23 protein-coding genes, 1 other RNA gene, 1 pseudogene and 1 riboswitch are annotated in these 25,640 nt (G+C 66.5%); of the genes and pseudogenes, 5 read left to right on the top strand and 20 right to left on the bottom strand.

Features of this window, described 5'->3' with window-relative positions; translation table 11 throughout:
• Genes ftsW through mraZ form a run of 8 tightly spaced genes read right to left on the bottom strand, consistent with a single transcriptional unit; the run spans position 1 to position 8,821 of the window.
• Complete coding sequence (gene ftsW / locus H4O11_RS13580) at positions 1 to 1,338, bottom strand: putative lipid II flippase FtsW (RefSeq protein ID WP_182339966.1); 1,338 nt, start codon at positions 1,336 to 1,338, stop codon at positions 1 to 3.
• Positions 1,338 to 2,423 (bottom strand): phospho-N-acetylmuramoyl-pentapeptide-transferase, encoded by a 1,086-nt coding sequence (gene mraY / locus H4O11_RS13575; RefSeq protein ID WP_182339965.1) that lies wholly within the window; start codon positions 2,421 to 2,423, stop codon positions 1,338 to 1,340. Before mraY ends, ftsW begins: the two co-directional genes overlap by 1 nt.
• The gene (locus H4O11_RS13570; protein WP_182339964.1) at positions 2,413 to 3,807 is read right to left on the bottom strand and encodes a UDP-N-acetylmuramoyl-tripeptide--D-alanyl-D-alanine ligase; all 1,395 of its coding nucleotides are present in this window, start codon (positions 3,805 to 3,807) and stop codon (positions 2,413 to 2,415) included. Before H4O11_RS13570 ends, mraY begins: the two co-directional genes overlap by 11 nt.
• Complete coding sequence (locus H4O11_RS13565) at positions 3,804 to 5,294, bottom strand: UDP-N-acetylmuramoyl-L-alanyl-D-glutamate--2,6-diaminopimelate ligase (protein WP_182339963.1); 1,491 nt, start codon at positions 5,292 to 5,294, stop codon at positions 3,804 to 3,806. The genes H4O11_RS13570 and H4O11_RS13565 overlap by 4 nt, the downstream gene beginning before the upstream one ends.
• A complete protein-coding gene (locus H4O11_RS13560) occupies positions 5,291 to 7,135 on the bottom strand; it encodes a peptidoglycan D,D-transpeptidase FtsI family protein (RefSeq protein WP_182339962.1) in 1,845 nt (614 codons plus the stop codon). The genes H4O11_RS13565 and H4O11_RS13560 overlap by 4 nt, the downstream gene beginning before the upstream one ends.
• Positions 7,132 to 7,395, bottom strand: a complete 264-nt coding sequence (gene ftsL, locus H4O11_RS13555; RefSeq protein WP_182339961.1) for a cell division protein FtsL — start codon at positions 7,393 to 7,395, stop codon at positions 7,132 to 7,134. The genes H4O11_RS13560 and ftsL overlap by 4 nt, the downstream gene beginning before the upstream one ends.
• Entirely contained in the window at positions 7,392 to 8,360 is a 969-nt protein-coding gene (rsmH, locus tag H4O11_RS13550) for a 16S rRNA (cytosine(1402)-N(4))-methyltransferase RsmH (protein WP_182340073.1), read from the bottom strand. Before rsmH ends, ftsL begins: the two co-directional genes overlap by 4 nt.
• Before the next feature lie 14 nt (positions 8,361 to 8,374).
• On the bottom strand, positions 8,375 to 8,821 hold the full coding sequence (gene mraZ, locus H4O11_RS13545; protein WP_182340072.1) for a division/cell wall cluster transcriptional repressor MraZ: 447 nt from the start codon (positions 8,819 to 8,821) through the stop codon (positions 8,375 to 8,377).
• 324 nt (positions 8,822 to 9,145) lie between these two features.
• On the opposite strand from mraZ, the gene H4O11_RS13540 reads away from it, so the two are divergent.
• Complete coding sequence (locus tag H4O11_RS13540) at positions 9,146 to 9,898, top strand: NRDE family protein (protein ID WP_182339960.1); 753 nt, start codon at positions 9,146 to 9,148, stop codon at positions 9,896 to 9,898.
• 63 nt (positions 9,899 to 9,961) lie between these two features.
• Here the strand turns inward: H4O11_RS13540 and rnpB are convergent.
• An RNA gene (gene rnpB / locus H4O11_RS13535) (RNase P RNA component class A) lies at positions 9,962 to 10,311 on the bottom strand.
• Between the two features lie 126 nt (positions 10,312 to 10,437).
• Positions 10,438 to 11,256: a 16S rRNA (cytidine(1402)-2'-O)-methyltransferase gene (gene rsmI / locus H4O11_RS13530; protein ID WP_182339959.1), complete on the bottom strand. Its 819-nt coding sequence runs from the start codon at positions 11,254 to 11,256 to the stop codon at positions 10,438 to 10,440.
• A gap of 81 nt (positions 11,257 to 11,337) precedes the next feature.
• On the opposite strand from rsmI, the gene H4O11_RS13525 reads away from it, so the two are divergent.
• From H4O11_RS13525 to H4O11_RS13515, 3 genes and pseudogenes are all read left to right on the top strand, one after another.
• Positions 11,338 to 13,059 carry a penicillin-binding protein activator gene (locus H4O11_RS13525; protein WP_182339958.1) on the top strand — a complete coding sequence of 574 codons (1,722 nt, stop codon included), beginning with the start codon at positions 11,338 to 11,340 and terminating at the stop codon, positions 13,057 to 13,059.
• Complete coding sequence (locus tag H4O11_RS13520; RefSeq protein WP_182339957.1) at positions 13,049 to 13,414, top strand: YraN family protein; 366 nt, start codon at positions 13,049 to 13,051, stop codon at positions 13,412 to 13,414. Before H4O11_RS13525 ends, H4O11_RS13520 begins: the two co-directional genes overlap by 11 nt.
• A 46-nt stretch (positions 13,415 to 13,460) precedes the next feature.
• A pseudogene (locus H4O11_RS13515) lies at positions 13,461 to 14,837 on the top strand (FAD-binding oxidoreductase); the annotation flags it as partial.
• Positions 14,838 to 14,966: 129 nt separating this feature from the next.
• Here the strand turns inward: H4O11_RS13515 and thiL are convergent.
• From thiL to H4O11_RS13490, 5 genes are all read right to left on the bottom strand, one after another.
• Positions 14,967 to 15,971: a thiamine-phosphate kinase gene (gene thiL / locus H4O11_RS13510; protein ID WP_182339955.1), complete on the bottom strand. Its 1,005-nt coding sequence runs from the start codon at positions 15,969 to 15,971 to the stop codon at positions 14,967 to 14,969.
• Positions 15,944 to 16,423 carry a transcription antitermination factor NusB gene (nusB, locus tag H4O11_RS13505; protein ID WP_182339954.1) on the bottom strand — a complete coding sequence of 160 codons (480 nt, stop codon included), beginning with the start codon at positions 16,421 to 16,423 and terminating at the stop codon, positions 15,944 to 15,946. Before nusB ends, thiL begins: the two co-directional genes overlap by 28 nt.
• Positions 16,420 to 16,887 (bottom strand): 6,7-dimethyl-8-ribityllumazine synthase, encoded by a 468-nt coding sequence (gene ribH, locus H4O11_RS13500; RefSeq protein ID WP_182339953.1) that lies wholly within the window; start codon positions 16,885 to 16,887, stop codon positions 16,420 to 16,422. The genes nusB and ribH overlap by 4 nt, the downstream gene beginning before the upstream one ends.
• A 79-nt stretch (positions 16,888 to 16,966) precedes the next feature.
• Positions 16,967 to 18,067 (bottom strand): 3,4-dihydroxy-2-butanone-4-phosphate synthase, encoded by a 1,101-nt coding sequence (gene ribB, locus H4O11_RS13495; protein ID WP_182339952.1) that lies wholly within the window; start codon positions 18,065 to 18,067, stop codon positions 16,967 to 16,969.
• On the bottom strand, positions 18,064 to 18,666 hold the full coding sequence (locus tag H4O11_RS13490) for a riboflavin synthase (protein WP_182339951.1): 603 nt from the start codon (positions 18,664 to 18,666) through the stop codon (positions 18,064 to 18,066). The genes ribB and H4O11_RS13490 overlap by 4 nt, the downstream gene beginning before the upstream one ends.
• Before the next feature lie 77 nt (positions 18,667 to 18,743).
• Positions 18,744 to 18,891, bottom strand: a riboswitch (FMN riboswitch).
• A 357-nt stretch (positions 18,892 to 19,248) separates the two neighbouring features.
• Between H4O11_RS13490 and H4O11_RS13485 the strand changes: the two genes are divergently transcribed.
• Positions 19,249 to 20,787: a metallophosphoesterase gene (locus H4O11_RS13485; RefSeq protein WP_182339950.1), complete on the top strand. Its 1,539-nt coding sequence runs from the start codon at positions 19,249 to 19,251 to the stop codon at positions 20,785 to 20,787.
• A gap of 56 nt (positions 20,788 to 20,843) precedes the next feature.
• On the opposite strand, the gene ribD is transcribed toward H4O11_RS13485, so the two are convergent.
• The 5 genes from ribD to H4O11_RS13460 all read right to left on the bottom strand — a co-directional run bounded on the left by ribD (position 20,844) and on the right by H4O11_RS13460 (position 25,393).
• Complete coding sequence (gene ribD / locus H4O11_RS13480; RefSeq protein ID WP_182340071.1) at positions 20,844 to 21,905, bottom strand: bifunctional diaminohydroxyphosphoribosylaminopyrimidine deaminase/5-amino-6-(5-phosphoribosylamino)uracil reductase RibD; 1,062 nt, start codon at positions 21,903 to 21,905, stop codon at positions 20,844 to 20,846.
• Positions 21,906 to 21,946: 41 nt separating this feature from the next.
• Positions 21,947 to 22,468: a transcriptional regulator NrdR gene (gene nrdR, locus H4O11_RS13475; RefSeq protein ID WP_182339949.1), complete on the bottom strand. Its 522-nt coding sequence runs from the start codon at positions 22,466 to 22,468 to the stop codon at positions 21,947 to 21,949.
• 196 nt (positions 22,469 to 22,664) lie between these two features.
• Positions 22,665 to 23,918, bottom strand: coding sequence for a serine hydroxymethyltransferase (glyA, locus tag H4O11_RS13470; protein ID WP_182339948.1), 1,254 nt, complete (start codon positions 23,916 to 23,918; stop codon positions 22,665 to 22,667).
• 141 nt (positions 23,919 to 24,059) lie between these two features.
• A complete protein-coding gene (locus H4O11_RS13465; protein ID WP_182339947.1) occupies positions 24,060 to 24,551 on the bottom strand; it encodes an RcnB family protein in 492 nt (163 codons plus the stop codon).
• A gap of 119 nt (positions 24,552 to 24,670) precedes the next feature.
• A complete protein-coding gene (locus tag H4O11_RS13460; protein WP_182339946.1) occupies positions 24,671 to 25,393 on the bottom strand; it encodes a hypothetical protein in 723 nt (240 codons plus the stop codon).
• Between the last annotated feature and the right edge of the window lie 247 nt (positions 25,394 to 25,640).

The raw sequence follows: 25,640 nt of genomic DNA, 5'->3' as shown, positions 1-25,640 counted from the left end.
TCATCCCAGCCTCCCGAAGGTCGGCTCGATGCGGGTCTGCAGCCGGCTGGTACCGCGCGTGGTGGAAGCAGGTGCGGTCGCCACGGATCCTGCTGTCGTGGCCGCATCGGCAGTACGCGGCGACGCACTCGCCCTTGCAGCCTTCGCTGCATCGGCGGCTACGTCCGCCTCCTCGTCCAGTCCGCCCATGCGCACGGCCTGGCGGCGCTCGGCGCGATCCAGCTCATACGACACCCGCAGCAACAGGCCCATCGCCACGCAGGTCATCAGCACGCTGGAACCACCGGAGGAGATCAGCGGCAGGGTCAGGCCCTTGGTCGGCAGGATGCCCAGGTTCACGCCGATCGACACGAAGCTCTGCATGCTGATCCACAGGCCGATGCCGAAGGCGATGTAGCCGGAGAAGTGACGCTTCATTTCCACGCAGCGCATGCCCAGCCACATGGTGCGGCCCACCAGCAGCGCATACAGGGTGATGATCAGGCAGGTGCCGAGGAAACCCAGCTCTTCGGCCGTCACCGAGAAGATGAAATCGGTATGCGCTTCGGGCAGGTAATACAGCTTCTGCACCGAATTGCCCAGGCCGACCCCGGTCCATTCGCCGCGTCCCACCGCCATCAGCGCGTTGGACAGCTGGTAGCCGTCACCCTGCTGGTCGGCCCATGGGTCGAGGAAGGAGGTGATGCGGCGCATGCGATAGGGCTCGAAGATCGCCAGCGCGCTCATGCCGATCATGCCGAAGATGATCGGCATGGACATGCGCGGCATGTTCACCCCGCCCAACACCAGCATGCCGGCGGTGATCGCCAGCAACAGCGTGGACGAACCGAAGTCGGGCTGCAGCAGCATCAGCACCACCAGCGCACCGGCAACCCCCAGCGGCTTGAGCATCGCCGGCCAGGTCGCATTGACTTCGTCGCGGAAACGCACCAGGTAGCTCGACAGCCACACGATGTAGAGCACTTTCACCGCTTCGACGGTCTGGAATTTGGAGATGCCGAGGTTGATCCAGCGGCGCGCGCCGTTGACGCTGCTGCCCAGCCCGGGAATGAACACCACGATCAGCAGCGCGAAGCAGCCCAGCAACAGCAACTGGTTGTACTGCTCGATCGACTTCAGCTCGGTGCGCATGGCGACGAAGGCCAGCACCACGCCAATGGCCAGGAACACCAGATGGCGGTTGAGGTAATAGAACGGACTGCTCATCAGGGCGATCGAACTGGACGCCACCATCACCACGCCCAGCCCGGTCAGCGCGATGATCGCGCCGAGCAGCCACTTGTCGTAGCGGCCTCCGATGGCTTCAAGGCGTGTTGCCTGGCGGGACAGGTCGTTCATCAGCGCACCTTCAACGTCGCCAGGCCGACCAGCACCAGCACCACCGAGATGATCCAGAAGCGCACGATCACCCGCGGCTCCGGCCAGCCCTTGAGTTCGAAGTGGTGGTGGATCGGCGCCATGCGGAACACCCGCTTGCCGGTCAGCTTGAACGAGGCGACCTGGATCATCACCGACAGTGTCTCGATGACGAACACGCCCCCCATGATCACCAGCACCAGTTCCTGGCGCACGATCACCGCGATGGTGCCCAGCACCGCACCCAGCGCCAGCGCGCCGATGTCGCCCATGAACACCATGGCCGGATAGGTGTTGAACCACAGGAAGCCCAGGCCCGCGCCGGCTATCGCCGCGCAGATGATCACCAGTTCGCCGGCGCCGGGGATCTGCGGGATCTGCAGGTAGCTGGAGAACACCGTATTGCCCGAAGCGTAGGCGAACACGCCCAGCGCGCAGGCCACCAGCACCGTCGGCATGATCGCCAGGCCGTCCAGGCCATCGGTGAGGTTGACCGCGTTGGAGAAGCCAACGATCCAGAAATAGGCGATGGCCACGAAGCTGATGCCGGCCAGCGGCAACGCCACCGACTTGAACATCGGGATGTAGAAGGTGAGCGCGGAGGGCACGTCGGCGGTGAAGTACAGGAACAGGCCAGCGGCAAGGCCAAAGATGGACTGCAGCAGGTATTTCCAGCGCGACTTCAGGCCGTTCGGATCGCGGCGGACGATCTTGATCCAGTCGTCGTACCAGCCAATGGCGCCGAAGCAGATCATCACCGCCAGCACCAGCCACACGTAGCGGTTGCCCAGGTCCGCCCACGCCAGCACTGCCAGGGTGACGCTGAGCAGGATCAGCGAGCCGCCCATGGTCGGCGTACCGGCCTTGGAGAAATGGCTTTGCGGGCCATCCTTGCGGATCGGCTGGCCCCCCTTGAACTGGGCCAGCTTGCGGATCACTGCCGGGCCCATCCACAACGACAGGAACAGCGACGTCAGCGCAGCCAGGATGGCGCGGAACGTCTGGTAGTTGAACAGCCCGAACGAGCTCTCCAGCTGCTGCAACCATCGAGCCAGTTCATACAACATGGGGGGCTTCCTCTCCTCGCGCCAGCAGCGCTTTGACGATCTTGTCCATGGCACTGCCACGGGAACCTTTGACCAGACAACGCACGCCGGCATGCAGTTCTTCCTGCAGTGCCTGCGCCAGTGCGTCGTGGGTCGCGAAATGTCGGCCGCCATCACCAAACGCAGCGGATGCCGCCGCGCTCAGGGCGCCCAGGGTGTACAGCCGCTTCAGCCCAGCCTGGCGCGCGCGCTGGCCGGCCTGCGCATGCAACGCCTCCGCATCGGGCCCCAGTTCGCGCATGTCACCCAGCACCAGCCAGCCTTCGCTGCCGGTACCGGCCAGCGCGCCGATCGCTGCATCCAGCGACCCGGGGTTGGCGTTGTAGCTGTCGTCGACCAGCACGGCTCCATTGGGCAGGCGATGGGCGATCTGCCGCCCGGGTACCGGCTCGGTCACCGCCAGCGCCGAAACGATGGCCTGCAGCGGAATGCCGGCCGCCAGCGCAAGCGCGGTGGCCGCCAGTGCATTGCCGATGTTGTGCCGGCCGGGGAGCGGCAGCGACGCCTGCGCGTCGCCGGCCGGCGTGTGCAGCATGAAGTGGCTGCCACTGGCATCGATCGTTATCGCAGAGGCCGACACGTCGGCACTGTGCTCCAGCCCGAAGCGCAGCACCCGGCAACGTGGCGGCCGGCCGACCACATGCTGTTCGAACCACGCGGCAAAGGCGTCGTCGGCATTGATGACCGCAACCCCATCAGCAGGCAGCGCCGCATAGATCGCGCCCTTGGTGGTGGCCACGCCCTGCAGGCTGCCCATCCGTTCCAGGTGCGCGGCGGCGATGTTGTTCACCAGCGCCCAGCGCGGACGCACGATGTCGGTCAGGTAGGCAATGTCGCCCGGCTTGCCGGCACCCATTTCATAGATCGCGAAATCAGCATCTTCCGGCGCGTCGATCACCGCCAGCGGCAGGCCGATCTCGTTGTTGCGGTTGCCCGGGTTGGCATACATCACCTTGTGCGCGGCACGCGCATGCTGCTGCAGGATGCCCAGCAGCAGCGTCTTGACGCTGGTCTTGCCGTTGCTTCCGGTGATGGCGAACACGCCGGTGGCGCGGCCACGCTGCATGCCCGCGGCGATGCGTGCCAGCGCCAGTTCGCTGTCGGCGACCAGCACCTGCGGCAGCTCCAGCGGCAGCAGGCGCTCGACCAGCAGCGCGCTGGCCCCGCGCGCCTGCGCATCGGCGGAAAAGTCGTGTCCATCGAAACGCTCGCCGCGCAATGCGACGTACAGGCTGCCAGCGGCCATCTGACGGGTATCGTTGCTGATCGCATCGATGGCCACGTCATCGCCGTGGATCTCGCCACCAGCCCAGTGCGCAATCAGCGAAAGCAGGGTGCGCCTCACGGTTTCACCTCCGCATGGGCCCGCGCCGCCAGTGCAGCGGCTGCGACGACGGTGTCATCGAAGTCATGCCGCACACCGGCAACTTCCTGGTAGGGCTCATGGCCCTTGCCGGCGACCAGCACGATATCGCCCTGGGCCGCCTCGCCGATGGCCAGCGTGATCGCACGCGCGCGGTCGCGCTGTACCACCACGCTGGAGGCATCGCGCAGGCCAGCGAGGATATCGGCGACGATGCGGTCACCGTCTTCCCCGCGCGGGTTGTCATCGGTGACGATCACGCGGTCGGCAAGGCGCTCGGCGATGGCCGCCATCTGCGGCCGCTTGCCGGCATCACGCTCGCCGCCGCAGCCGAACACGCAGGCCAGTGACCCGCTTACATGCCCACGCAGGCTGGACAACGCCTGTTCGAGTGCATCCGGCGTATGTGCATAGTCGACCACCACGGTGGGCTGTCCCTGCTCCCCGCCCAGTCGGTTCATGCGCCCATGGATGGGCTGCAGCTTGCCGAGCACCGATGCGATGGTCGGCAGCGGGTGCCCCAGCGCATGCAGGGTACCGGCCACGACCAGCAGGTTGTCGACGTTGAAACGCCCCAGCAGCGGCGAGCGCACGCCTGCCGATTGCCCGTCGATCTCCAGCGCGAAGGCCAGGCCACGACCATCCAGCACGATGTCCCGGGCACGGACGCTTGCCCCGCCGACGCCACGCGAACTCACCCCGACGGCCTGTTGGCCGGCTGGAATCCGTGCATGCAGCTGGCGGCCGAAGGCATCGTCCAGGTTGACCACCGATGCCCGCAGCCCATCGCGATGGAACAGGCGTTCCTTGGCAGCACCATAGGCGTCCATGTCACCGTGGTAATCCAGATGGTCGCGGGTGAGGTTGGTGAACACCGCCACGTCGTAATGCACGGCGTCCACGCGACCCTGGTCCAAGGCGTGCGAGCTCACTTCCATCGCCACCGCCTGCGCGCCCTGGTCACGGAGCTGCGCCAGCAGTTCATGCATCTGCAGTACCAACGGCGTGGTGAAGCCGGTCGGCTGCACAGCGCCGTAAAGACCAGCGCCCAGCGTGCCGATGCTGCCACTGCGCGTGCCAAGCAGGTGCCAGGCCTGGGCCAGCAGCTGCACCGTGGACGTCTTGCCGTTGGTGCCGGTGACACCGACCATGGTCATTGCGTGGGACGGTGCAGCATGGAACTGGTCGGCCATCGCGCCCATCCGCGCACGCAGCCCCGGCACCGCGATGGCGTCGTCCGGTGCAGGCAGCCCAACCGGTGCGGGCGGCTCGAACAGGATGGCGGCGGCACCGGCGGCACGCGCCTGGTCGACGAAGCCCAGCCCATGGGCACCGAAACCGGCGATGGCCACGAACGCATCGCCCGGACGCACCACGCGGCTGTCCATCACCAGCCCGGTAATGGCAGTGTCGTGGCCAGCCAGGTCCACTTCGGGCAGCAATCGGGACAGCAGCAGGCTCCGGCTCATTGCGTGCCTCCTGCCTGCGGACGCGGCGGTGCCTGCGCGGTGGGCAACGCGGCCTCGAATTCGGCCGCCGCATCCGCAGGCAGCACGGCATCAGCCGGCGGTGTCGGCAACACCGAAGCGGAGTGACCGGTCTTGCCGGATTCCTGCGCGGCCAACCAGGACTGGATATCGTCCGGCGGAACGTCCATCAGGCGCAGGGCGCCCTCCATCACATTGTGGAACACCGGTGCGGACACCAGGCCACCGTAATACTTGCCGCCCTGCGGATCGTTGATCACCACCACCGTGGCGAAGCGCGGATTGGTGGCCGGGACGACGCCAGCGAACAGCGCGTTGTAATGCCCGGCGATATAGCCACCAGGGCCCGCCTTGCGCGCGGTGCCGGTCTTGCCGGCCACGTGGTAACCCAACACTGCCGCCTGCTTGGCGCCGCCTTGGGTAACCACGGTTTCCATCATCGACACCACCTGGCTGGCGATATCGGGATCCACTACCTGGCGGGCCTCGTTGTGCTGGCCCTTGACGAAGGTCGGCGGAATCAGCTTGCCGCCGTTGCCAAGCGCCGCGTAAGCGGTGGCGATCTGCAGCGGGGTCACCGACAGTCCGTAACCATAGGACATGGTGCTTTTCGACGGACCGCTCCAGCTGGCCGGGCGCGGCAGCACCCCACCGGACTCACCCGGGAAGCCACTGCCCGGCCGGCTGCCATAGCCGAACTTGTGCACCGAATCGTAGAACACCTGGTCCGGCAGCTTGGCCACTACCTTGGCCGCGCCGATGTTCGAACTGCGGGTGATCACGCCCGTCACGGTCAGCACGCCGTTGTTGCGCGGCACGTCCTTGATGGTGAAGCGGCCCAGTGCCATGTAGCCCGGGTTGGTGTCGATGAGGGTGTCCTTGGTCACCACGCCGGCCTGCAACGCCGAGGCGATGGTCAGCGGTTTCATCGTCGAACCCGGCTCCACCAGGTCGGTCACCGCGCGGTTGCGGCGCGTGTCCGGGGCCGCGCCGGCCAGCGAGTTCGGGTTGTAGGTCGGCAGGTTGACCATCGCCAGTACTTCACCGGTGGCCACGTCCATGATCACCATCGAGCCGCCGGCGGCCTTGTTGGCCACCAGCGCGTTGCGCAGTTCCTTGTAGGCCAGGAACTGGATGCGGCGGTCGATGCTCAGCGTCAGGTCCTTGCCGGGCGTGGCGGCGCGCAGCAGGTCGCTCTCCACCGTTTCGCCCTTGCGGTTGCGGATCACCCGCTTGGCACCCGCTTCGCCGCGCAGCCATTCGTCGAAGGCCAGCTCCAGGCCTTCCTGCCCGCGATCGTCGATGTTGGTGAAACCCAGCACATGCGCCATCGCCTCCCCCTGCGGGTAGAAGCGGCGGAACTCGCGCTGCGCGGCGACACCGGGGATCTTCAGCGCGACCACCTTCTCCGCCTCGTCCGGGTTGATCCGGCGACGCAGGTACATGAACTCCTTGTCGGCCTTCTGCGAAAGCCGGCTGCTCAGGTCGTCCACCGACATGTTGACCGCATTGGCCAGTTCCGGGATGCGGTCGGGCGTGCGCAGCAGTTCCTGCGGGTTGACCCAGATCGACGCCACCGGGGTGGACACCGCCACCGGTTCGCCGTTGCGGTCGGTGATCATGCCGCGCGAGGTCTTGATCGGCAGTTCGCGCAGGTAACGCGCTTCGCCCTGGCGCTGGTAGAAGTCGCTGTTGATCAGCTGCACGTAGGCAGCACGTCCGACCAGCGAAACCGAACACAGCCCCAGCGCCAGCGCCACCCAGCGCAGGCGCTGGCGCAGGTTGAAGCTGTTGCGCGAGCGGTTGCGGCCGGCCTTGCTCATGGGCGCACCACCACCACGTCGGCCGCTTCCGGGAACTTCATGCCGAGCTTTTCACGGGCCACGCGATCCACGCGGGTGGACTCGGCCAGGGTGGCCTGTTCCAGTTGCAGGCGACCGAACTCGATGTTCAGGTCGTCGCGCACGCGTTCGGCACGCGCCAGTTCGATGAAGGTCTGGCGGTGGCGATGGCGCACGAACACCACACCGATCGCCGAAGCGATGGTGCACGCCAGCAGCACGATCAGGACCAGCCGGCTCATCCGGCCACCTCGCGCTTTTCAGCCACGCGCAGCACGGCGCTGCGCGCGCGCGGGTTGGCGGCCAGTTCGTCGTCATTGGCCTTGATGGCGCCGCCGATCAGGTCCAGCGTAGGCACGAAGACCTGTTGTTCCGGCAGGCGACGGTTGCTCGGAGGTGCTTTGGCCAGCCGATTCATGAACTGCTTGACGATGCGGTCTTCCAGCGAATGGAAGCTGATCACCGCCAGCCGGCCGCCCGGCTTCAGGCGCTCCACGGCCGCGTCCAGGCCGGCCTCGAGATCGGCCAGCTCGCGGTTGATGTGGATGCGGATGGCCTGGAAGCTGCGCGTCGCCGGATGGATCTTGTCTTTGCCGCGCGGCATCACCGACGCGATGACCTCGGCCAGTTCGGCGGTCCGGGCGAACGGCTGCTTCTGGCGTCGGGCGACGATGGCGCGTGCGATGCGACGGCTCTGTCGCTCCTCGCCATACGTCCACAGCACATCGGCGATCTCGGTGTCGGCAGCGCGCGCGATCCACTGCGCCGCGCTTTCACCGCTATCCGGATCCATGCGCATGTCCAGCGGACCGTCCTTGCCGAAACTGAAGCCACGCTCGGCCACGTCCAGCTGTGGCGAGGACACGCCAAGGTCGAACAGGATGCCGTCCAGGCCTGCGGCCGTTGCGTCCCACTGCAGCAGCTGGGCGAAGCTGCCACGGAAAAGGGACACGCGCGGATCCGGCGCAAAATCGCGCTCGGCAACCGCAATGGCTTCGGGATCCTTGTCCATGACCAACAGGCGGCCCTCCGGACCGAGCTGCTCCAGCACGCCGCGCGCATGGCCGCCACGCCCGAACGTACCGTCCAGGTAGCTTCCGTTTTCGATCACCCTCAGGCCTTCCAGGACCTGGGTGTACAGGACCGGCAGATGCACCGCCGGCGACTGCGACACCGGGAGGTGACCGGCCTGCGCTTCACCGCGCACCCGGGCACCCCGGCTCACAATTTCAGATCGAGAAGCCCATCGCCCAGATCCTCGTCAGACAATGTCTGCTGGATCAACGCGCGGTGCGCCTGCTCGCTCCATAGTTCGAATTTGTCGCCCATGCCCAGCAATACCGCCTTCTTTTCGATTCCCACCGCGCCGCGGTGGCTGGCGGGGATGCTGATCCGGCCGTTGCCGTCCAACTCCAGGTGTGCAGCCGAGCCGACCAGCTTCTGCTGCAGCAGCCGTACGACGCGCTGGGTGTTGGGCTTGGCCATCACGTCGTCGCGCACGCGTTCCCATTCGGATTCGGCATACAGCCAGAGGCAACCGGATTCGAACGGGTTGTAGGTCAGGACCAGGCGGTTGTTGCTGACGCGCGCGACAAGGTCGCGGTGCGCGGTCGGAACCGCCATGCGCCCTTTGTCGTCAACTGTGATGGCCGTCTCGCCTTGAAACACGACGCCTGCACCCTTCCTTCTGCCCGGTGAAACATTGAACCACGAAAAACCACAAAACACCCGGTTTTCCCTCTTATGCCCACCTTAGCAGCGGGCAAAGGGTTGTCAACAACTTTTGGGGGGCAAAATCACCTGCCTCATCAATAGGTTGCGACGATGTTTAGAGACTTGTTCAAGGCTTATCCACAAGTTGCTGTTTCATCTCGCCTTTTAAGATTTCGACGAAGTTCAGCCGCGTGCAGGCGGCGTGAAACATCGCTGCCGCATTCATCCAATGCCCCGGCCACATGGCGGGGGACTGCGCAAACCCGCACAATGCGGAGCATGTGCCTGCTTGCTTTGGCTTGGTCGCATCACCCGCGCTGGCGGCTGGTGCTGGCCGGCAACCGCGATGAGTTCCACGCCCGCCCGACGTCGGCGCTTTCCATCTGGCCGGACGCACCGGGCGTAGCGGCCGGACGTGACCTGCGTTCAGGGGGGAGCTGGGCTGGCATCGGGCCCGGCGGCAGGATGGCGGTGGTCACCAACGTCCGTGATCCGCTTGCGACACAGGCCGGTCCGTCGCGCGGTGCGCTGGTTGCCGACTACCTGCGCGGCACACAGCCAGCAGCAGCGCGGATCGACCAGCTCGAATCCGCCGCCCATGCCTATGCGCCATTCAACCTGTTGCTGGCCGACCGCAGCGGTGTCGAGTACCTGGGCAACCATCCGGCCGAGCGGCAGACTCTCGGCGACGGCATCCACGGCATGTCCAACGGGGCCCTGGACGCCCCCTGGCCGAAGACGCTCGGGTTGATGGAGGCATTGGCTGCCTGGATCGATGCAGGCAAAGCGGAACTGGAACCGCTGTGGTCGGCGCTGGCCGACGAGCAGCGTCCGCGCGACGAGGACCTGCCGGACACCGGCATCGGCCGGGAACTCGAACGCTGGCTCAGCCCGGCCTTCATCCGCGGCGACGACTACGGCACCCGCGCCAGCACGATCATCCTGATCGACCAGACCGGGCACGGGGAAATCCACGAACGCCGCTTTGGCCCGCAGGGCATCCATCTGGGCGGCGATCGAATCACCTATTGACGCTGCCCCGGCCATCAACCCCTTTGGGAAAAGGGGCTTCATCGCCGATGTGATGGAAGCAGGAGGCGGAGCCGGCCGATAAGCCGGGTTTTGTCGTGGACAGTCATTCCTCTAGGCGCCGCGTCACCACGGCGCTCAAGCAACCTACCCGGACCCGACGCGGGCCGCGCCATGAGGTCCCTATTTGGTCTTGCTCCAGGTGGGGTTTGCCGTGCCGGTCTGTTGCCAGACTCGCGGTGCGCTCTTACCGCACCATTTCACCCTTACCGGCCTTCCGAAGAAGACGTAGGCGGTATCTTTCTGTTGCACTTTCCGTCGGCTCGCGCCGCCCAGGCATTACCTGGCACCTTGCCCTGTGGAGCCCGGACTTTCCTCGGCATCCCGAAGGATGACGCGACTGCCTGGCCGACTCCGCCAGCGCATATTCTAGCGCAAATGCCGTGTCCGCCGCGCCCGGCGACTGCAATCCGGTAGCGCCGGGCCATGCCCGGCAGCCGTTCGATGCAACGTTCATGGCGCTCGCCGGGCATGGCCCGGCGCTACGAACCGTACAGCGCCTTGCGCGGGGCACCGGTCAGCTCCGCAGCCAACCTGGCTGCGGTGGACGGTGGCAGGTGCTCGCTCAGTTTGGCGTAGACGCGCCGTCCGTGCGCCAGCTGCGCCTGCTCATCGTCCTGTGCCCCCTGCACCATCACCACGAATTCGCCCTTGCGCTGGTTGTCATCGCCATCCACCCGGTCCTGCAGGCTGGCCAGATCGCCATCCAGCACGGTTTCGAACAGTTTGGTCAGCTCACGCGCGAGCACCGCCGGGCGTCCGTCGCCAAATACGGTCCGCATGTCTGCCAGCGATTCGCTGATCCGGTGCGAGGATTCATAGAACACCATCGTGCGCACTTCGCCGGCCAGCGCCTGCAACCGCTCACGGCGTCCCGCTCCCTTGGCCGGCAGGAAGCCTTCGAACGTGAAACGGTCACTGGGCAGGCCCGCCACGCTGAGTGCGGCAATGGCCGCGCATGCACCCGGCACCGGGCTGACCTTGACGCCTGCGGCACGGGCAGCCCGCACCAGGCGGAATCCGGGATCGCTGACCAGCGGCGTGCCCGCATCGCTGACCAGCGCCAGCGACTCACCGGCCTTCAACCGCGCCACGATCCGCTCTGCCAGCATCTCTTCATTGTGTTCATGCAGGGCCACCAGCGGCTGCTGTATCCCGAAGTGGGACAGCAGCTGGCCCGTGTGCCGGGTGTCCTCGGCACAGATGGCCGCCACCGTGCGCAGCACCTCCTGCCCACGCGGGCTCAGGTCGGCCAGGTTGCCGATCGGGGTGGCAACGACATACAACGTGGCAACGGTCATCTCAACGGCACTCCAAGGTCAAGGGTAGAATCCTAGCGTGTACCTGGCCACGGCCGCTGCCCTTCCTGCATGGACCCGATCATGAACAAGCCTGCTGTCCGGATCTCCGCCCTGTCGTTGTCGCTGCTGTTGCTGGCCGGCTGTGCCACCACCAGCCTGACCAGTGCGCCTGAATCGCCGGCGCAGAGCGAGGCACTGCAACTGATCGAGCAGGGCCGTCCGCGCGATGCCGCGATGCAGTTGGAGGCGCTTGCCGGCACCCTGCGTGGCGCAGCCCGCAGCAATGCGCTGGCCGATGCCGCGTTTGCCTGGCATGAGGCAGGCGACGCCACCCGCGCACGCAGCCTGTTGTCGCAGGCGCAGCCCCGCCAGCTGTCCGCTGCCAGCCGCCAGCGTTACCTGCTGACCACCGCCGAACTGGCGCTGGCCGACAAACAGCCCGCACAGGCACTGGCTGCCTTGTCCGAGCCGAACGCCAACGTGCTGCCGGCGCTGGCACCGCGCTGGCACCTGGCCCGCGCCGCAGCCCTGCAGGCGGGTGGAGACAACTTCGGCGCAGCCCAGGAACGCGCCCGCGCGCATGCCGCCCTTTCCGGCAAGCAGCGCACCGACAACCAGGGCGCCATCGCCGCCCTGCTCGGCACGCTGGATGATGCGGCCCTGCGCGACCGGGCCACGGCGCTGCCGGCCAACGACCCGCTGTACAACTTTGCCGGTCGCGCCCTGATCGCGCGCGGCTTGCCGTTGCCACGCCCGTTCGATCGCGAAGCAACCGCCCAGTTCGATACCAGCAAGCGCCCGCCCGCCATGAGCGACGGCTACCAGCCGCCGGCAAGGATGGCGGTGCTGCTGCCGCTGACCGGACGCATGGCCACCGCCGCCCAGCCCGTGCGCGATGGCCTGTTGACCGGCTACTACGGCGAGTCCCGGCGCAAGCCGGAAATCGACTTCATCGACACCACCGGCACTCCTGCCGGTGCCCTCGCTGCCTACGACAAGGCCGTCGCGGCAGGCGCCGACTTCATCGTCGGTCCACTTGGCCGGGACGAAGTGGATGCGGTTTACGGACGTGCGCAGCTGCCGGTTCCGGTGTTGGCGCTGAACCGTGGCAAGGATGCGCCACCGGCCGGCAGCGCCGGTTTTTCACTGGCGCCGGAGGACGACGGCGTGATGGCCGCCGAATACCTGCGCGGCCGCGAACGCAGCCAGGTGCTGGTCGTGCACAGTAGTGACGACACCGGGCGCCGCACCGCCGCCGCCTTCGCCGAACGCTTCACCCAGCGTGGCGGGCAGGTGCTGGCCACCGTGGCCGTAGCCGATGCGGTGGGCGACATCACCGCCCGGCTGCGCGCCGCCGGCCCGGCTGACGGCGTGCTGCTGGCCGTGCGTGCGCCACAGGCACGGCAACTGGCGCCGCAACTGGCATTGGCCGGTATCGGCGGCGGAACCCGGGTAGGCACCTCGCAGCTGACCATCGGCAGCGGCAAACCCGAGGAAGACGTGGCCCTGGACGGCATCGTGTACCCGAACGAGGCCTGGAATGTCCGCGGCGTCGCCGGCCTGCCCAGCGCTGCGGCGGCGGGCCAGTTGCTGCCCAGCGCGCGTGGCGCATCAGGACGCCTGTTCGCCTTCGGTTTCGATGCGTGGAAGATCAGTGCCTACCTGGACACGCTGGCGCAGCAGAGCGGCCTGGCCGGGGCCACCGGAACGCTGTACCTGGATGGCATGGGCAACATCCTGCGTTCGCCAGCCTGGTCCACTTTCAATGGCGGGCGGCCGATGCCGATCGCCAATGCCAACTGACAGGGCTCGCCGTGGCGCAGCGGTCGAAGCCGCTGCCGAGCAGTTGCTTCGTGACGAGGGACTGCGCCTGCTGGCGCGCAACGCGCGTTACCGCGGCGGAGAACTGGACCGGGTGATGGACGACCACGGCACCGTGGTATTCGTTGAAGTGCGCTACCGCGCACGCCACGATTTCGGCGGTGGCGCGGTATCGGTGGACGCACGCAAGCAGCAACGCCTGGCGCTGGCGGCACAACTGTACCTGCAGGCGCATCCGGCATTGGCCGAGCGTCCTTGCCGTTTCGATGTGGTGGAGGCCACTGGCGATCCGCCCCGGCTGCACTGGCTGCGCGATGCATTCCGCGTGGAAGGCTGATTGGGTTCGTAGCAGGTCATGCAACCGCTCTACAGTGGATACCGAAATGAACAACATGCTCCCTGCCGAACTGGCCACCGAACTGTCCGTGCTGCTCGGTGCAGAGGGATGGCGCACCGATGATGGCGCCCTGGAAGCCAATGCGCAGGACAACTCATGGCGCCACCAGCGCCCCGCCGCCGTCGCGCTGCCGACATCACGCGAGCAGGTGCAGGCACTGGTACGCGCCTGCCGCCGCCATCGGATCGCACTGGTAGCCCGGGGAGCGGGCACCGGAACCACCGGCGCGGCGGTGCCGCTGGAAGGCAGCATCGTGCTGTCGTTCGCGCGCATGGACCGCATTCTTTCAATACGGCCAGGCGACCGCTGCGCGGTGGTGGAGCCGGGCGTCCTCAACGGCGACCTGCAGCATGCGCTGTCGGCGCATGGGCTGTTCTGGGCACCGGATCCGTCCAGCGCGGACATCTGCAGCATCGGTGGCAACCTGGCCTGCAATGCCGGCGGCCCGCGCGCGGTGAAGTACGGCACCAGTCGCGACAACGTGCTGGGCCTGGTCGCGGTCACCGGCAGCGGCGACATCATCCAGTGCGGTGGTGCCTATACCAAGGATGCTACCGGCTATGACCTGACCCATCTGCTGGTGGGCAGCGAAGGCACGCTGGCGCTGATCGTCGAAGCCACGTTGAAGCTGGCCGCGCTGCCGGTGGCACAGGCGGGGCTGCGCGTGTTGTACCGCGATGCCGATGCGGCAGCGCAGGCAGTGTCGCGCGTGATGGGGCAGCCGGTGGTGCCGACGCGGTTGGAGTTCATGGACGCCCGCAGCCTGCAGTTGCTGCGGCTCAATGGCGCCGACGTAGCGGATGCTGGCGCGATGCTGCTGATCGAAGCCGATGGCGACCACGACACCCTGCCCTACCTGCTGCAGGCGCTTGCAACGGCCGCCGAAGGGGACGGCATGCTCGCCCTCGACGTGGCGATGGAAGGGGCGGCACGGGAGAAACTGTGGGCCGCACGCAAGGCGCTTTCGCCTGCGCTGCGCAGCGTCGCACCGGGCAAGATCAATGAAGACGTGGTGGTGCCGGTATCGCGCATACCGGAACTGGTGGCCGGGGTGCAGGCGTTGGCGCGCGAGCATGACCTGACCATCGTGACCTTTGGACATGCCGGCAACGGGAACCTGCACGTCAACATCCTGTACCACCCGGATGACGCGGACGAGAATGCACGCGCGCATGCCGCCCTGCCGAAGATCTTCGCGCTGACGCTGGCGCTTGAAGGCACGCTGTCGGGTGAGCATGGCATCGGGCTGGCCAAGCGTGATTTCATGGCGCAGGCATTCACACCGGAAACGCTGGCCGCGATGCGTGCGATCAAGGCCGCGCTGGATCCGGATGGCATCCTCAATCCGGGCAAGGTGCTGCCGACGGCAGCTTGCCCCAGGCCCGCAGCAGCCGTGACAGCGGGATCGACCATCGATGGGAATCACCGGGCCCGCCCATGATGTCCCCCCGGTGGAATCCGTGGCACCCGCATGGTGGCGCCCACCGTCCACTCAGGCGAAGTGCTGGTAGCCTGCCCCTGGATCATCCCGGCCAGTGGATACGCCGCTGCCTGCGGTTGTCTGCCCCACGCAGGTGAGCCGTAGCCCCAGGCGTGCAGAGACCCGTTGCAGGTCCTCGCGCCGCCCTGGTGCTGCGGTGAAGCAGAGTTCGTAATCATCGCCACCGGACAACGCACACGCCTGGGCTCCTGCCATGCCCAGCACGGCACGCAACGGACCGGACAACGGTACCCGCGTGGCATCGACGTCCGCCCCGACAGCACTGCCGGCCGCGATATGCCCCAGGTCCGCAAGCAATCCATCGGAGATGTCCACCGCGGCTGACGCAATCCCCTGCAGCGCCAGGCCAAGTTCGACCCGCGGCGTCGGCCGCAACAGGCGCTGGCGCAGGAACTCCACGTCAGCGTCGGCCGCTGGCCGGGTGACATCCAGCCCATTGTCCTGCCACAGCTTCAGCGCGCCTGCCGCATCGCCCAGCGTACCGCTCACCCATATGTCATCGCCGACCTGCGCGCCATCGCGGCGCAACGCACGGCCATGTGGCACCTGGCCGAACGCAGTCACCGACAACGACAACGGTCCACGCGTGGTGTCGCCACCGATCAAACGCCACCCATGCGCATCGGCGAGCGCGAAGAACCCATCGGCAAAGGCGTCGACCCAGGCGGCATCGGCGTGCGGCAGCGACAAGGCCAACGTGCCCCAGGCAGGGGCAGCGCCCATCGCCGCAAGGTCGGAGAGGTTCACCGCCAATGTCTTCCAGCCGATGTCGGCAGGCAACGTTTCCGGCGGAAAATGCACCCCGCTGTTGAGGGTGTCCGCCGTGACCGCCAGCCAATGGCCAGCCAACGGTTGCAGCAACGCCGCGTCGTCGCCGATGCCGAGCACGATGCCATCACCGCCCCGGCTGCGGGCGCGGATGCGATCGATCAGGGCGAACTCGGTGAGCGACACGGGCGGTATCCGGATCAGTTTCCGGATTCGGCCTTGCGCCATTCCACGGCCGCACGGTCCAGCACGCCGTTGACATAGGTGTGGCCATGCTCGGAACCGAAACGCTTGGCCGACTCGATGGCTTCGTTGATCACCACGCGATACGGCACATCGGGACGGAGACGCAGCTCATACGCAGAAAGGCGCAGCACCGCGCGTTCGATCGCATCCACTTCTTCGATGCCACGATCGATGAACGGGGCCAGTGCCTCGTCCAGGTCACGTCGATTGTCCAGCACGCCGTGCACCAAGGCCTCGAAGTAAGCCAGGTCAGCGACTTCACGCGCCTGTTCGTGGGCGAACTGCGCAACCAGCGACTGGCCGTTGCCACCGGAGATCTGCCAGGCATAGATCGCCTGCACGGCGCGACGGCGGGCGCGCGAACGCAGCACCGGATCGACGCCATCGCGGCGTACGGGTTTCCCGGACGGCCTGCCCTGGGTGTTCTTGTTCATGGCAGCTGCTCCAGAAGATTGACCATTTCCAACGCCGCAAGTGCGGCTTCCTCGCCCTTGTTGCCATGGCTGCCGCCAGCGCGTGCCTCGGCATCCTCGGCGCGTTCCACGGCAAGGACACCGTTCATCACCGGCACGCCGAAATCCAGCTGCACGCGCATCAAGCCTTCGGCGCAGCGGTCGGCGACATGTTCGTAATGGCGGGTATCGCCGCGGATCACGCACCCCAGGGTGATGATGGCGGCGTGCTCGTGGGCTGCGGCCAGCCGCGCGGCGACCAGGGGGATCTCCCATGCGCCGGGAACGCGGATGACATCCACCTCGCTTTCGCTGATGCCATTGCCGGCCAGCGCCTGGCGGGCACCGGTCACCAGGGTGTCGGTGATGCGGGCGTTCCAGCGGCTGGCCACGATGGCGAAGCGCGCCGACCCGGGAGTGCGAAGATCGCCTTCGAAATGGCTCATGTGCGGATTGGGGGACGTAAGAGGGGACCAAGTTTACCGTGCGCAGGCCCTTCGCGGGCCCGCGCACGCCATGCCAGGCTCAGCAGCCCAGCGTTTCCACGACTTCCAGGCCATAACCGGCCAGGCCGATCTGCCGACGCGGGGTACCCAGCACGCGCAGCTTGCCCAGGCCCAGGTCGGACAGGATCTGCGCCCCGGCGCCATTGCGCCGCCACTGCCCCACGTCCTTGTCCTTGCCGGGCACCACCGGCTGTGGCTGCTGGCGCAGGCGTGCCAGCAGCGCCTCTCCATCGCGCGGCGCGGACAGGACCACCATCACGCCGTTGTCGGCCGCCGCAATGGCGCGCAGCGCATCGGTGGCGGCTACGCCAAAGTCATCGCGACGCCAGTGCAGCAGGTCCGCCAGCGGATTTTCCACCTGTACCCGCACCAGCGTCGGCGTCTGCGCATCCGGCACGCCGCGTACCAGCGCGAAATGCAGGTCGTGCGCGATGCGATCGCGGTAGGTCACCAGGTTGAACGGGCCGAATTCGGTGTCGATCCCGCGTTCGTCCACGCGCTCGACGGTCTTTTCGGTGGCCAGGCGGTAGGCGATCAGGTCGGCGATGGAACCCATCTTCAGGCCGTGCTCGCGGGCGAACACTTCCAGTTCCGGGCGGCGCGCCATGCTGCCGTCGGGGTTGAGGATTTCCACCAGGACGCCAGCCGGTTCCAGCCCGGCCAGCATGGCCAGGTCCACGCCGGCTTCGGTATGGCCGGCCCGGGTCAGCACGCCGCCGGGCTGCGCGATCAAGGGGAAGATATGGCCCGGTTGATGCAGGTCGGCGGGCCGCGCGTTGGGTTTCACCGCCGTACGGATGGTGTGCGCGCGGTCGTGCGCGGAAATGCCCGTGGTCACGCCTTCCGCGGCTTCGATGCTGACGGTGAAGTTGGTCTGGAACTGGGCGGTATTGGCCTGCACCATCGGTGCCAGGCCAAGGTCGGCGGCGCGGGTGCGGGTGAGCGGCAGGCACACCAGGCCACGCCCGTGGGTCACCATGAAGTTGATGTCCGACGGCTTGACCAGCTCTGCGGCCATGATCAGGTCGCCCTCGTTCTCGCGGTCTTCGTCATCGACGATGACGACCATGCGGCCCTGGCGGATGTCTTCCAGGATGTCCGGAATCGAGGCGAAATTCATGCGCGTGCTCCTTCACCCAGCAGGCGTTCCACATAACGGGCGACCAGGTCGATCTCAAGATTGATCGCACTGCCCACGCCGGTGGCGGAGAACGCGGTATTGGCCACGGTGTGCGGGATCAGCGCGACTTCGAAGCCTTCGTCGTCCACTTCGTTGACGGTCAGGCTGACCCCATCCACGCAGATCGAGCCCTTCTTCGCGATGTAGCGGCGCAGCGCGGCCGGCGCAGCGAAGCGCCAGCGCTGGGCGCGGGCGTCCTCGTGGATGGACAGCACCTGGCCGAGTCCATCCACATGCCCGCTGACCAGGTGGCCACCGAGGCGGTCGGTCGGACGCATGGCGCGTTCGAGATTGACGACCGCGCCCTCGCCCAGCTGGCCCAGCGTGGTCAGGCCCAGGGTCTCGGTGGACGCGTCGGCCTGGAAACTGTCTTTGTCGAACGCGATGACGGTCAGGCAGACGCCGTTGATGGCGATGCTCTCGCCCAGCTGCACGCTGTCGAACGGCAGATTCCCGACGTGGAAGGTAAAGCGGACATCGCCGCCGATGGAGTCTCGCGCGGCCAGGTGGCCGACGCCTTCGATGATTCCAGTAAACAAGTAACGTTCTCCGCGAAAAGTGAGCGAAAAACGCCGCAAGGCAAACAGATGCACACAGGGGCCAGAGGATCCCGTGGCATCGTCTTCTTTCATCCGGACTATGACCGTCGGCTCCGGCTTCGGACCGGATCTGCTGACCCCCGGCGATGGGCCGGGGCGCTCGCGGGCTCGTGCCCCGAGGCACCTACCGCCGGTGGGGAATCGCACCCCGCCCTGAAGACGTTTGATCTACCGGATGACCCGGCAGCGACATGATACCAGCCTGATCCGCCCGTCGCCTCGAACACATCGTTGCGCTCCCGTCCGGCGCGACACGGGCATTGCCCCCGGCTGACGGAGACGGCAACGGTACAGCTTGGCACTGTGGCACGCCCGGATCCGCCTCGCGGAGAACCGCCCCGCTGTCCTGTAGCGACTTCCCCACGCCAGTCGTCCACATCGCGTCACATGACTGCAGGACCGGCACCACGGCAGGCCTGGCTGTGGAAATCCCATGGCGAACTGCGAACGGCGTCGGTGACGCCCTACTGCATTCGGGCGCAAGGGGAGCTCTCCTCAGGTCTCCACACCAGGAGACCGACGATGAAGTACTTTCCTTCCCGCTTCCTGCTTGCCGCGGCGGCACTGCCATTGGGCGCTGCACTGACCACCGCGGTCGAGGCGCGCGTACTCAGGTTCGTCGTCACGGCCGATCCCCAGTATCCGTGGACAGAGAAAAGCGATGACGGCACGAATGAGTCCGAAAGCACGAAGAGAAGTCGCTCTGCTGACTTCATCCTGCGCCAGGCAGCGGCGGTCCGCGCATACCGCCAGAGCCAGGGCGGCACGGGCCAGGTGCCGTGGTTCATCAATGGAGACATCACCGCATTCGGCCATGGCTGGCAGCGCGACTTCATGTTCGACACGGCCTTCAAAGCCTATGACGGGAACTTCTACTGGGGGCTGGGCAACCACGACTACCAGAACAACGTCGGCGACTGTACCGACGACGGCTGCGCTGCAGGCATGCTCTATCGAATGCGCCACGATGCGGAAACGTATCCCTTCCGGAGGCTGGATATCAGCCGGAAAGACAACGGCTGGGCACTCTATTACGGCAGCATGGCCTACAGCCTCCAGTTCGACACACTGCTGGCCATACAGCTGCAGAACGAACCGACCTATACCACCAAGTTCGATTCAGGCAGGGCAACGTTCCTGGTCAGCCAATCCCTGGATTTCCTCGAGCAGGAACTGGAATGGGCGCGTGCCGCCGGCCATGGCGTCATCCTGAACATGCACAAGGCGCCCTTCGTCAATTGGAAACATGACGCTGGCAGCGCCGACGGCGGGCGGTTCGCGGACTTGATCGCACGTTACGAAGATACCGTCCTGGCCATCTTCGCCGGGCACCTGCACAAGAACATCGGCAGGAAGCGCAGCTTCGGCACGGTGCCTGTCTATTATGCCGGCGCCCCTCAATACGGCACCTGGCTGGTCGGCGCCTACGACACGGACAAGCGCCAGTTGCAGGTCCACTCCGTACACGACAACGACTGGACCCGTACCAGGCTTGAAGGAACTTCCAGTGCCACTTCGGTGCGCAACCGTGTCCTGCCCGACGACCCGGCGTACGCAAAGGAAGGCTGGGGAAGCTGGGGACCGATCGCCATGTGTCCCGAACGCCACTACATCTTCGGCATGATCGTGAAAGGCGAGAGGTTCCAGGGAAACGGTGCGAATGACGACGACAGCGCGCTCAATGCGGTGCGTTTCCGCTGCGCCCCACGCGGTGAACACGGGCAGAAGGAGATCAGGAGCAAGGAGGGACCCTTCGGCGAATGGGACGATTTCCAGGCTTGCCCGAACTACGGTCATGCCGTCGGCTTCCAGATGCGTATCGAATCCGATCAGGGAAGTGGCGACGATACTGCGATGGGCAACCTCAATCTCTTCTGCTCGGGCGGCTGGATACTGACAGGCCGGCCGCCAGCCCAGTGGGGGGAGTGGGGAACCAAGCACATGTGCCCCCCGGGAATGGCACTGAGAGGCTTCACCAGCAAGGTCGAGGACGACCAGAGGCACTATGATGACTCAGCATTGAACCGGATCCAGATGTTCTGTGGTCCGGAGCCGGATTGAAATGTCCTGCGGCCCGATGAAGCGGGCCGTGGCCTGCCTTGGCCGGATCAGCCCGATCAGCCGGCCTGCGGCCGCAACAGCAGCCGCAGGTCGTCGCCTACCTGCCGCTGGTCGACGACCGTCATGCGGCGTTGCTGTTCCATGGTGGTGATGCCGAGGTCGCCAAACAGCGGCCGCCCCTCGTCGCCAAGCAGGGTCGGCGCCTGGTAGAGGAGGATTTCGTCGACCCAGCCGGCGCCCAGCAGCGCACCGGCCAGGGTGGCACCCGCCTCCGTATGGACCTCATTGATCCCGCGTGCGGCCAGCAGTGCCAGAACGGCGTCCAGCGCCAAGCGCCCATCCGTGCTGGGCACCGCAACGAACCCGGTGCCCGGGAGGTCATCGGGCACTGTCGTTGCGGCATCGTGCAGATAGAGCGTTGGCGCGCCGTGCTGGCGTACGCGCGCGCGCGCCAGCGATCGCAGGCGCGCATCAAGCACCACCCGCAGCGGCGGCGCCACATCGGCATCCGCCAACCGCACGGTGAGCATCGGGTCATCCGCCAGCACCGTGCTGGCACCGGTGAGGATCGCGCCGGCCCGTGCGCGCCAGTGTTGTACATCTTCGCGCGCTGCGGGCCCGGTAATCCACTTCGAGCGGCCATCGGCCATGGCCGTGCGCCCATCCAGGCTGGCCGCCAGCTTCACCCGCAACCAGGGACGGCCGCGCTCCTGCAGTGACAGGAAACCGCGGTTGAGTTCCCGCGCCTGCGTGCGCAGCAGCCCTTCTCCGACCTCGATGCCCGCCTCGCGCAGCAGGGCGAATCCTCCCCCATCCACTCGCGGGAATGGATCGCGCATCGCCGCGACCACGCGCGTCACGCCGGCTTCGATCAGCGCCAACGCACAAGGCGGGGTACGGCCATGGTGGGCGCAAGGTTCCAGGGTCACGTAAGCCGTGGCGCCACGCGCCTGCTCCCCGGCTTCGCGCAGCGCGAACACCTCGGCATGCGGCCCGCCGGCGCGTTGGTGCCAGCCTTGGCCGACCACGCGTTCACCATGGGCGACCACGCATCCCACCATGGGATTGGGTCGCGTCGTATACGCACCGCGCTCGGCCAGCCGCAGGGCATCGGCCATGTGCAGGTGGTCGAGGGCGGAAAAGGCACTCACGTGCCGGGTCAACCCTTCTTTTTCTTGGTCAATGCAATCACGTCGCCGAGCAGTTGCAACTGCTCGGTGCTGGCCGGCAGCTCGCGCTCCAGCTTCTCGATCTCCTCCCGGAAATCGGCCACGTCCTCGAAGCTGCGGTATACCGACGCAAAGCGCACGTAACCGACATGATCCAGCTTGCGCAGTTCGTTCATCACGAACTCGCCGACGCGGATGGACGGCACCTCGCGCTCACCACAGATGCGCAGTTGATGCACCACCGCGCGAACCGCCGATTCAATCTTTTCTTCGGGCACCGGACGCTTCTGCAGCGCGCGGTCGAACCCCGCGCGGACCTTGCGCACATCGAACGCCTCACGGCTGCCATCGCCCTTGATGATGGCGGGCAGCTTGAGCTCGATGGTCTCCAGCGTGCTGAAGCGCTCGCTGCACGCCTCGCACTCACGTCGACGACGGATCGTCGCACCGTCTTCAGAGACGCGCGAATCGATCACACGGGTGTCGACATGTTGGCAGAACGGGCAGTACATGGAGCGCCTTGCATCTCGCGGATGTCACGCCGTAGTCACGGCAGCGTCGCAACGGTACCGGAGATGGCCGTGGGCAGCAAATACGCTGCCCTGCAGCACCGAGCCATGCCCGGCGAACGCCAAACGCACCGCGCCGGGCGTTCGCCCCGCATGGCCCGGCTCGCTATCGGGGTCCGCCGCAGGCGACCAGGATGGTTCAGCCGTAGACCGGGTACTTCCGGCACTGCGCGCTGACCGCATCACGCACGCGGGCGATCACCACCTCGTCGGCCGGGGCATCCAGCACGTCAGCGATCCAATTGGCCAGGTCCACGCAGTCCTGTTCCACATAACCACGGGTGGTCACCGCCGGGGTGCCCAGGCGCAGGCCGGAGGTCACGAACGGCGAACGCGGATCGTTCGGCACCGCGTTCTTGTTGACGGTGATGTGGGCCTTGCCCAGCGCGGCTTCCGCGTCCTTGCCAGACACTTCCTTGCCGATCATGTCCACCAGCATCAGGTGGTTTTCAGTACCACCGGAGACGATCTTGTAACCACGGGAAACCAAGGTCTTCGCCATCGCCTGCGCGTTCTTCACCACCTGCTGCTGGTAAGTGGTGAAGGCCGGCTCCAGCGCCTCCTTGAATGCCACCGCCTTGGCGGCGATGACGTGCATCAGCGGACCGCCCTGGATACCCGGGAACACGATCGACTGCAGTTTCTTGACCAGCTCTTCGCTGGCGCCCTTGGCGATGATGATGCCGCCACGCGGCCCACGCAGGGTCTTGTGGGTCGTGGAGGTGACCACGTGGGCATGTTCCAGCGGGCTCGGGTACACGCCTGCGGCGACGAGGCCGGCGACATGTGCCATGTCCACGAACAGATAGGCGCCGACCTTGTCGGCGATGGCACGGAAGCGCGCCCAGTCAACCACCTGCGAATAGGCCGAGAAGCCCGCCACGACCATCTTCGGCTTGTGCTCCAGGGCCAACCGCTCAACTTCGTCATAGTCGATCAGGCCCTGGTCATCCACACCATATTGCACCGCATTGAACAGCTTGCCCGAGGCGTTGACCTTGGCACCGTGGGTCAGGTGGCCACCATGGGCCAACGACATGCCCAGGATGGTGTCGCCAGCCTGCAGCAGCGCGAAGTACACCGCCTGGTTGGCCTGCGAGCCGCTGTGCGGCTGCACGTTGGCATAATCGGCGCCATACAGCTGCTTCAAACGGTCGATGGCCAGCTGTTCGGCGACATCCACGTACTCGCAGCCACCGTAGTAACGCTTGCCCGGGTAACCTTCAGCGTACTTGTTGGTCAGCTGGCTGCCCTGGGCCTCCATCACCGCCGGGCTGGCGTAGTTCTCGCTGGCGATCAACTCGACGTGATCTTCCTGGCGCTGGGCCTCGTTGGCGATGGCCTTGGCCAGTTCAGGATCGTAACTTTCGATGCGGACGTCGCGCGGGAACATCGGGTGGTACTCCAGGACAGGGAGGAAAGACCCCGATTGTAGCCCGTCGCCGGCACCAGGACCGCTCCCCCGATACGCCCCTGGCTGCGCCGGAGGGACGCTCTGCGGGGAGGCGATCTGCATCGCCCCCCCCCAAGCTTGTCAGCGGCCGTTGATCACGTAGTCGGCAAGGATGCCGGTGGCGATGGCGACCAGCAGCAGGTTGCCGCGGTCGTCCCGGACCCAATGGTGTCCGCGTGGCGGGCGGCGCACGTGATAGCTGTTGTAATCATTGACCACGTAGATTGGCCCCCGGTAGTAGTCGCGATAGCGGTGGCCGACCTTCCAGCCATAGCCGGGTCCACGTCCATAAGCAGGGCGATAGGGGGATCCATAGACCACGCGCGGTGGCGGGGCCGGGCGGTAATAGCCGGGATGGCGCCGATCATCGCGCCAGTCCCGACGATCATGACGACGGTCATTCCGCGAGTCCCGCCGGGCTTCACGGTGATCATTCCGGTGATCGCGGCGATCATCACGCCATTCGCGCCGGTCATGGCCACGGTGCCGGTCGTTGTCGGCAAAAGCCGGGGCAATGGTGCCGAATGCCAGGACAGAGGCAACGGCACCGGCCAAGAGTCGATTGATGCGCATGACGAAACCTCTGCTGCTGGGTGTAGATCACATATTGCTTATCGCATCTGAATCATTTCCCGCTGGAAACGATTCCTGAGCTGGCACGTCCTTGCTTGTTCAGGTTTCGGCCAGCAACGTCAGTCCGCAGCCTGCCAACGACCCAGGAGTTGGATCGGATTGCCCTTTCCGGTCACGGTAACAGCGTACCGGCCCGGCTCCAGCGACTCCAGCCTGCAATGTCGCCACGCATCGCCGCGGTCATCGCATTGACGGGGCGGGAATCCCCCTTCCCCGATCGGCCCGTGCACCTCCAGTTGGACTTCCGCGTCGCCTCCCCAGGTCACCAGGTCCACGCTGGAGCGCCTGGACAACCGCAGCTGGCGGGATGCCTTGTATCCCGGCTCGCTCGTCCGCTCCGAAAACACGGCAACCGCCTGCCCCTGTTTCAAGTCCGGCGATGGGCCTGGAATTGAAAAATCCAGCCGCATGTCCTGGGGACCGCCAAGGAGCCGCAGCTGCACGCGCTTGGCTCCGATCGAGCTGGAAAGGTCCAGGTATCCGCCCCATGTTTCGGCACCATCGAGCGGAATGGTCCGCAGCACCGGACCGCCGACAAGTGCGAACTCCAGGGTGCCCGACAACGCCCGGCCAGGATCCGCGGTGGCTATCTCCCAGCCAAACCCCTTGTCCGTGCTGGCGAACGCCAGATCAAAGATGCGCTGCGTGCCGGAGCCAACCGTCAGGTCCTTCAGGGAAAGCGGTGACGGCAGCAGCGGCGGATCCTCGGCGCCCAGCGCCAGCAGCGGGACGGCAGGGAACAGCAGGAGGCAGAGGGTGGCAGCCAGGCGTGAGCGGATCATCGAAGCGTCTCCGGTAGGTGGGCGGCACGTTGATCGTGCGCTTGCCCGCCCACGCCGGTAAGCCATGTCTTTCCCCACTTTGTCGTGGGAGAAAGGCGCGCATGGCGGTGCCCTGCCTTCGCGTCCTGCCACGAACACCCCGCTGAACCGCCCTCGCCCTGCCATGGCAGTGAAAGAGGCTATCGGCGATAATGGGAGGTCAAATATTCCGTTTTCCGCCGGCCAGCACCAGGGTCCCGGTGGATCG

Origin of the sequence: Stenotrophomonas tumulicola (assembly GCF_014117215.1) — a bacterium.
In the GTDB taxonomy this organism is placed as follows: Bacteria; Pseudomonadota; Gammaproteobacteria; order Xanthomonadales; family Xanthomonadaceae; genus Stenotrophomonas; species Stenotrophomonas tumulicola.
This window is presented reverse-complemented; position numbering and strand designations above follow the sequence as displayed.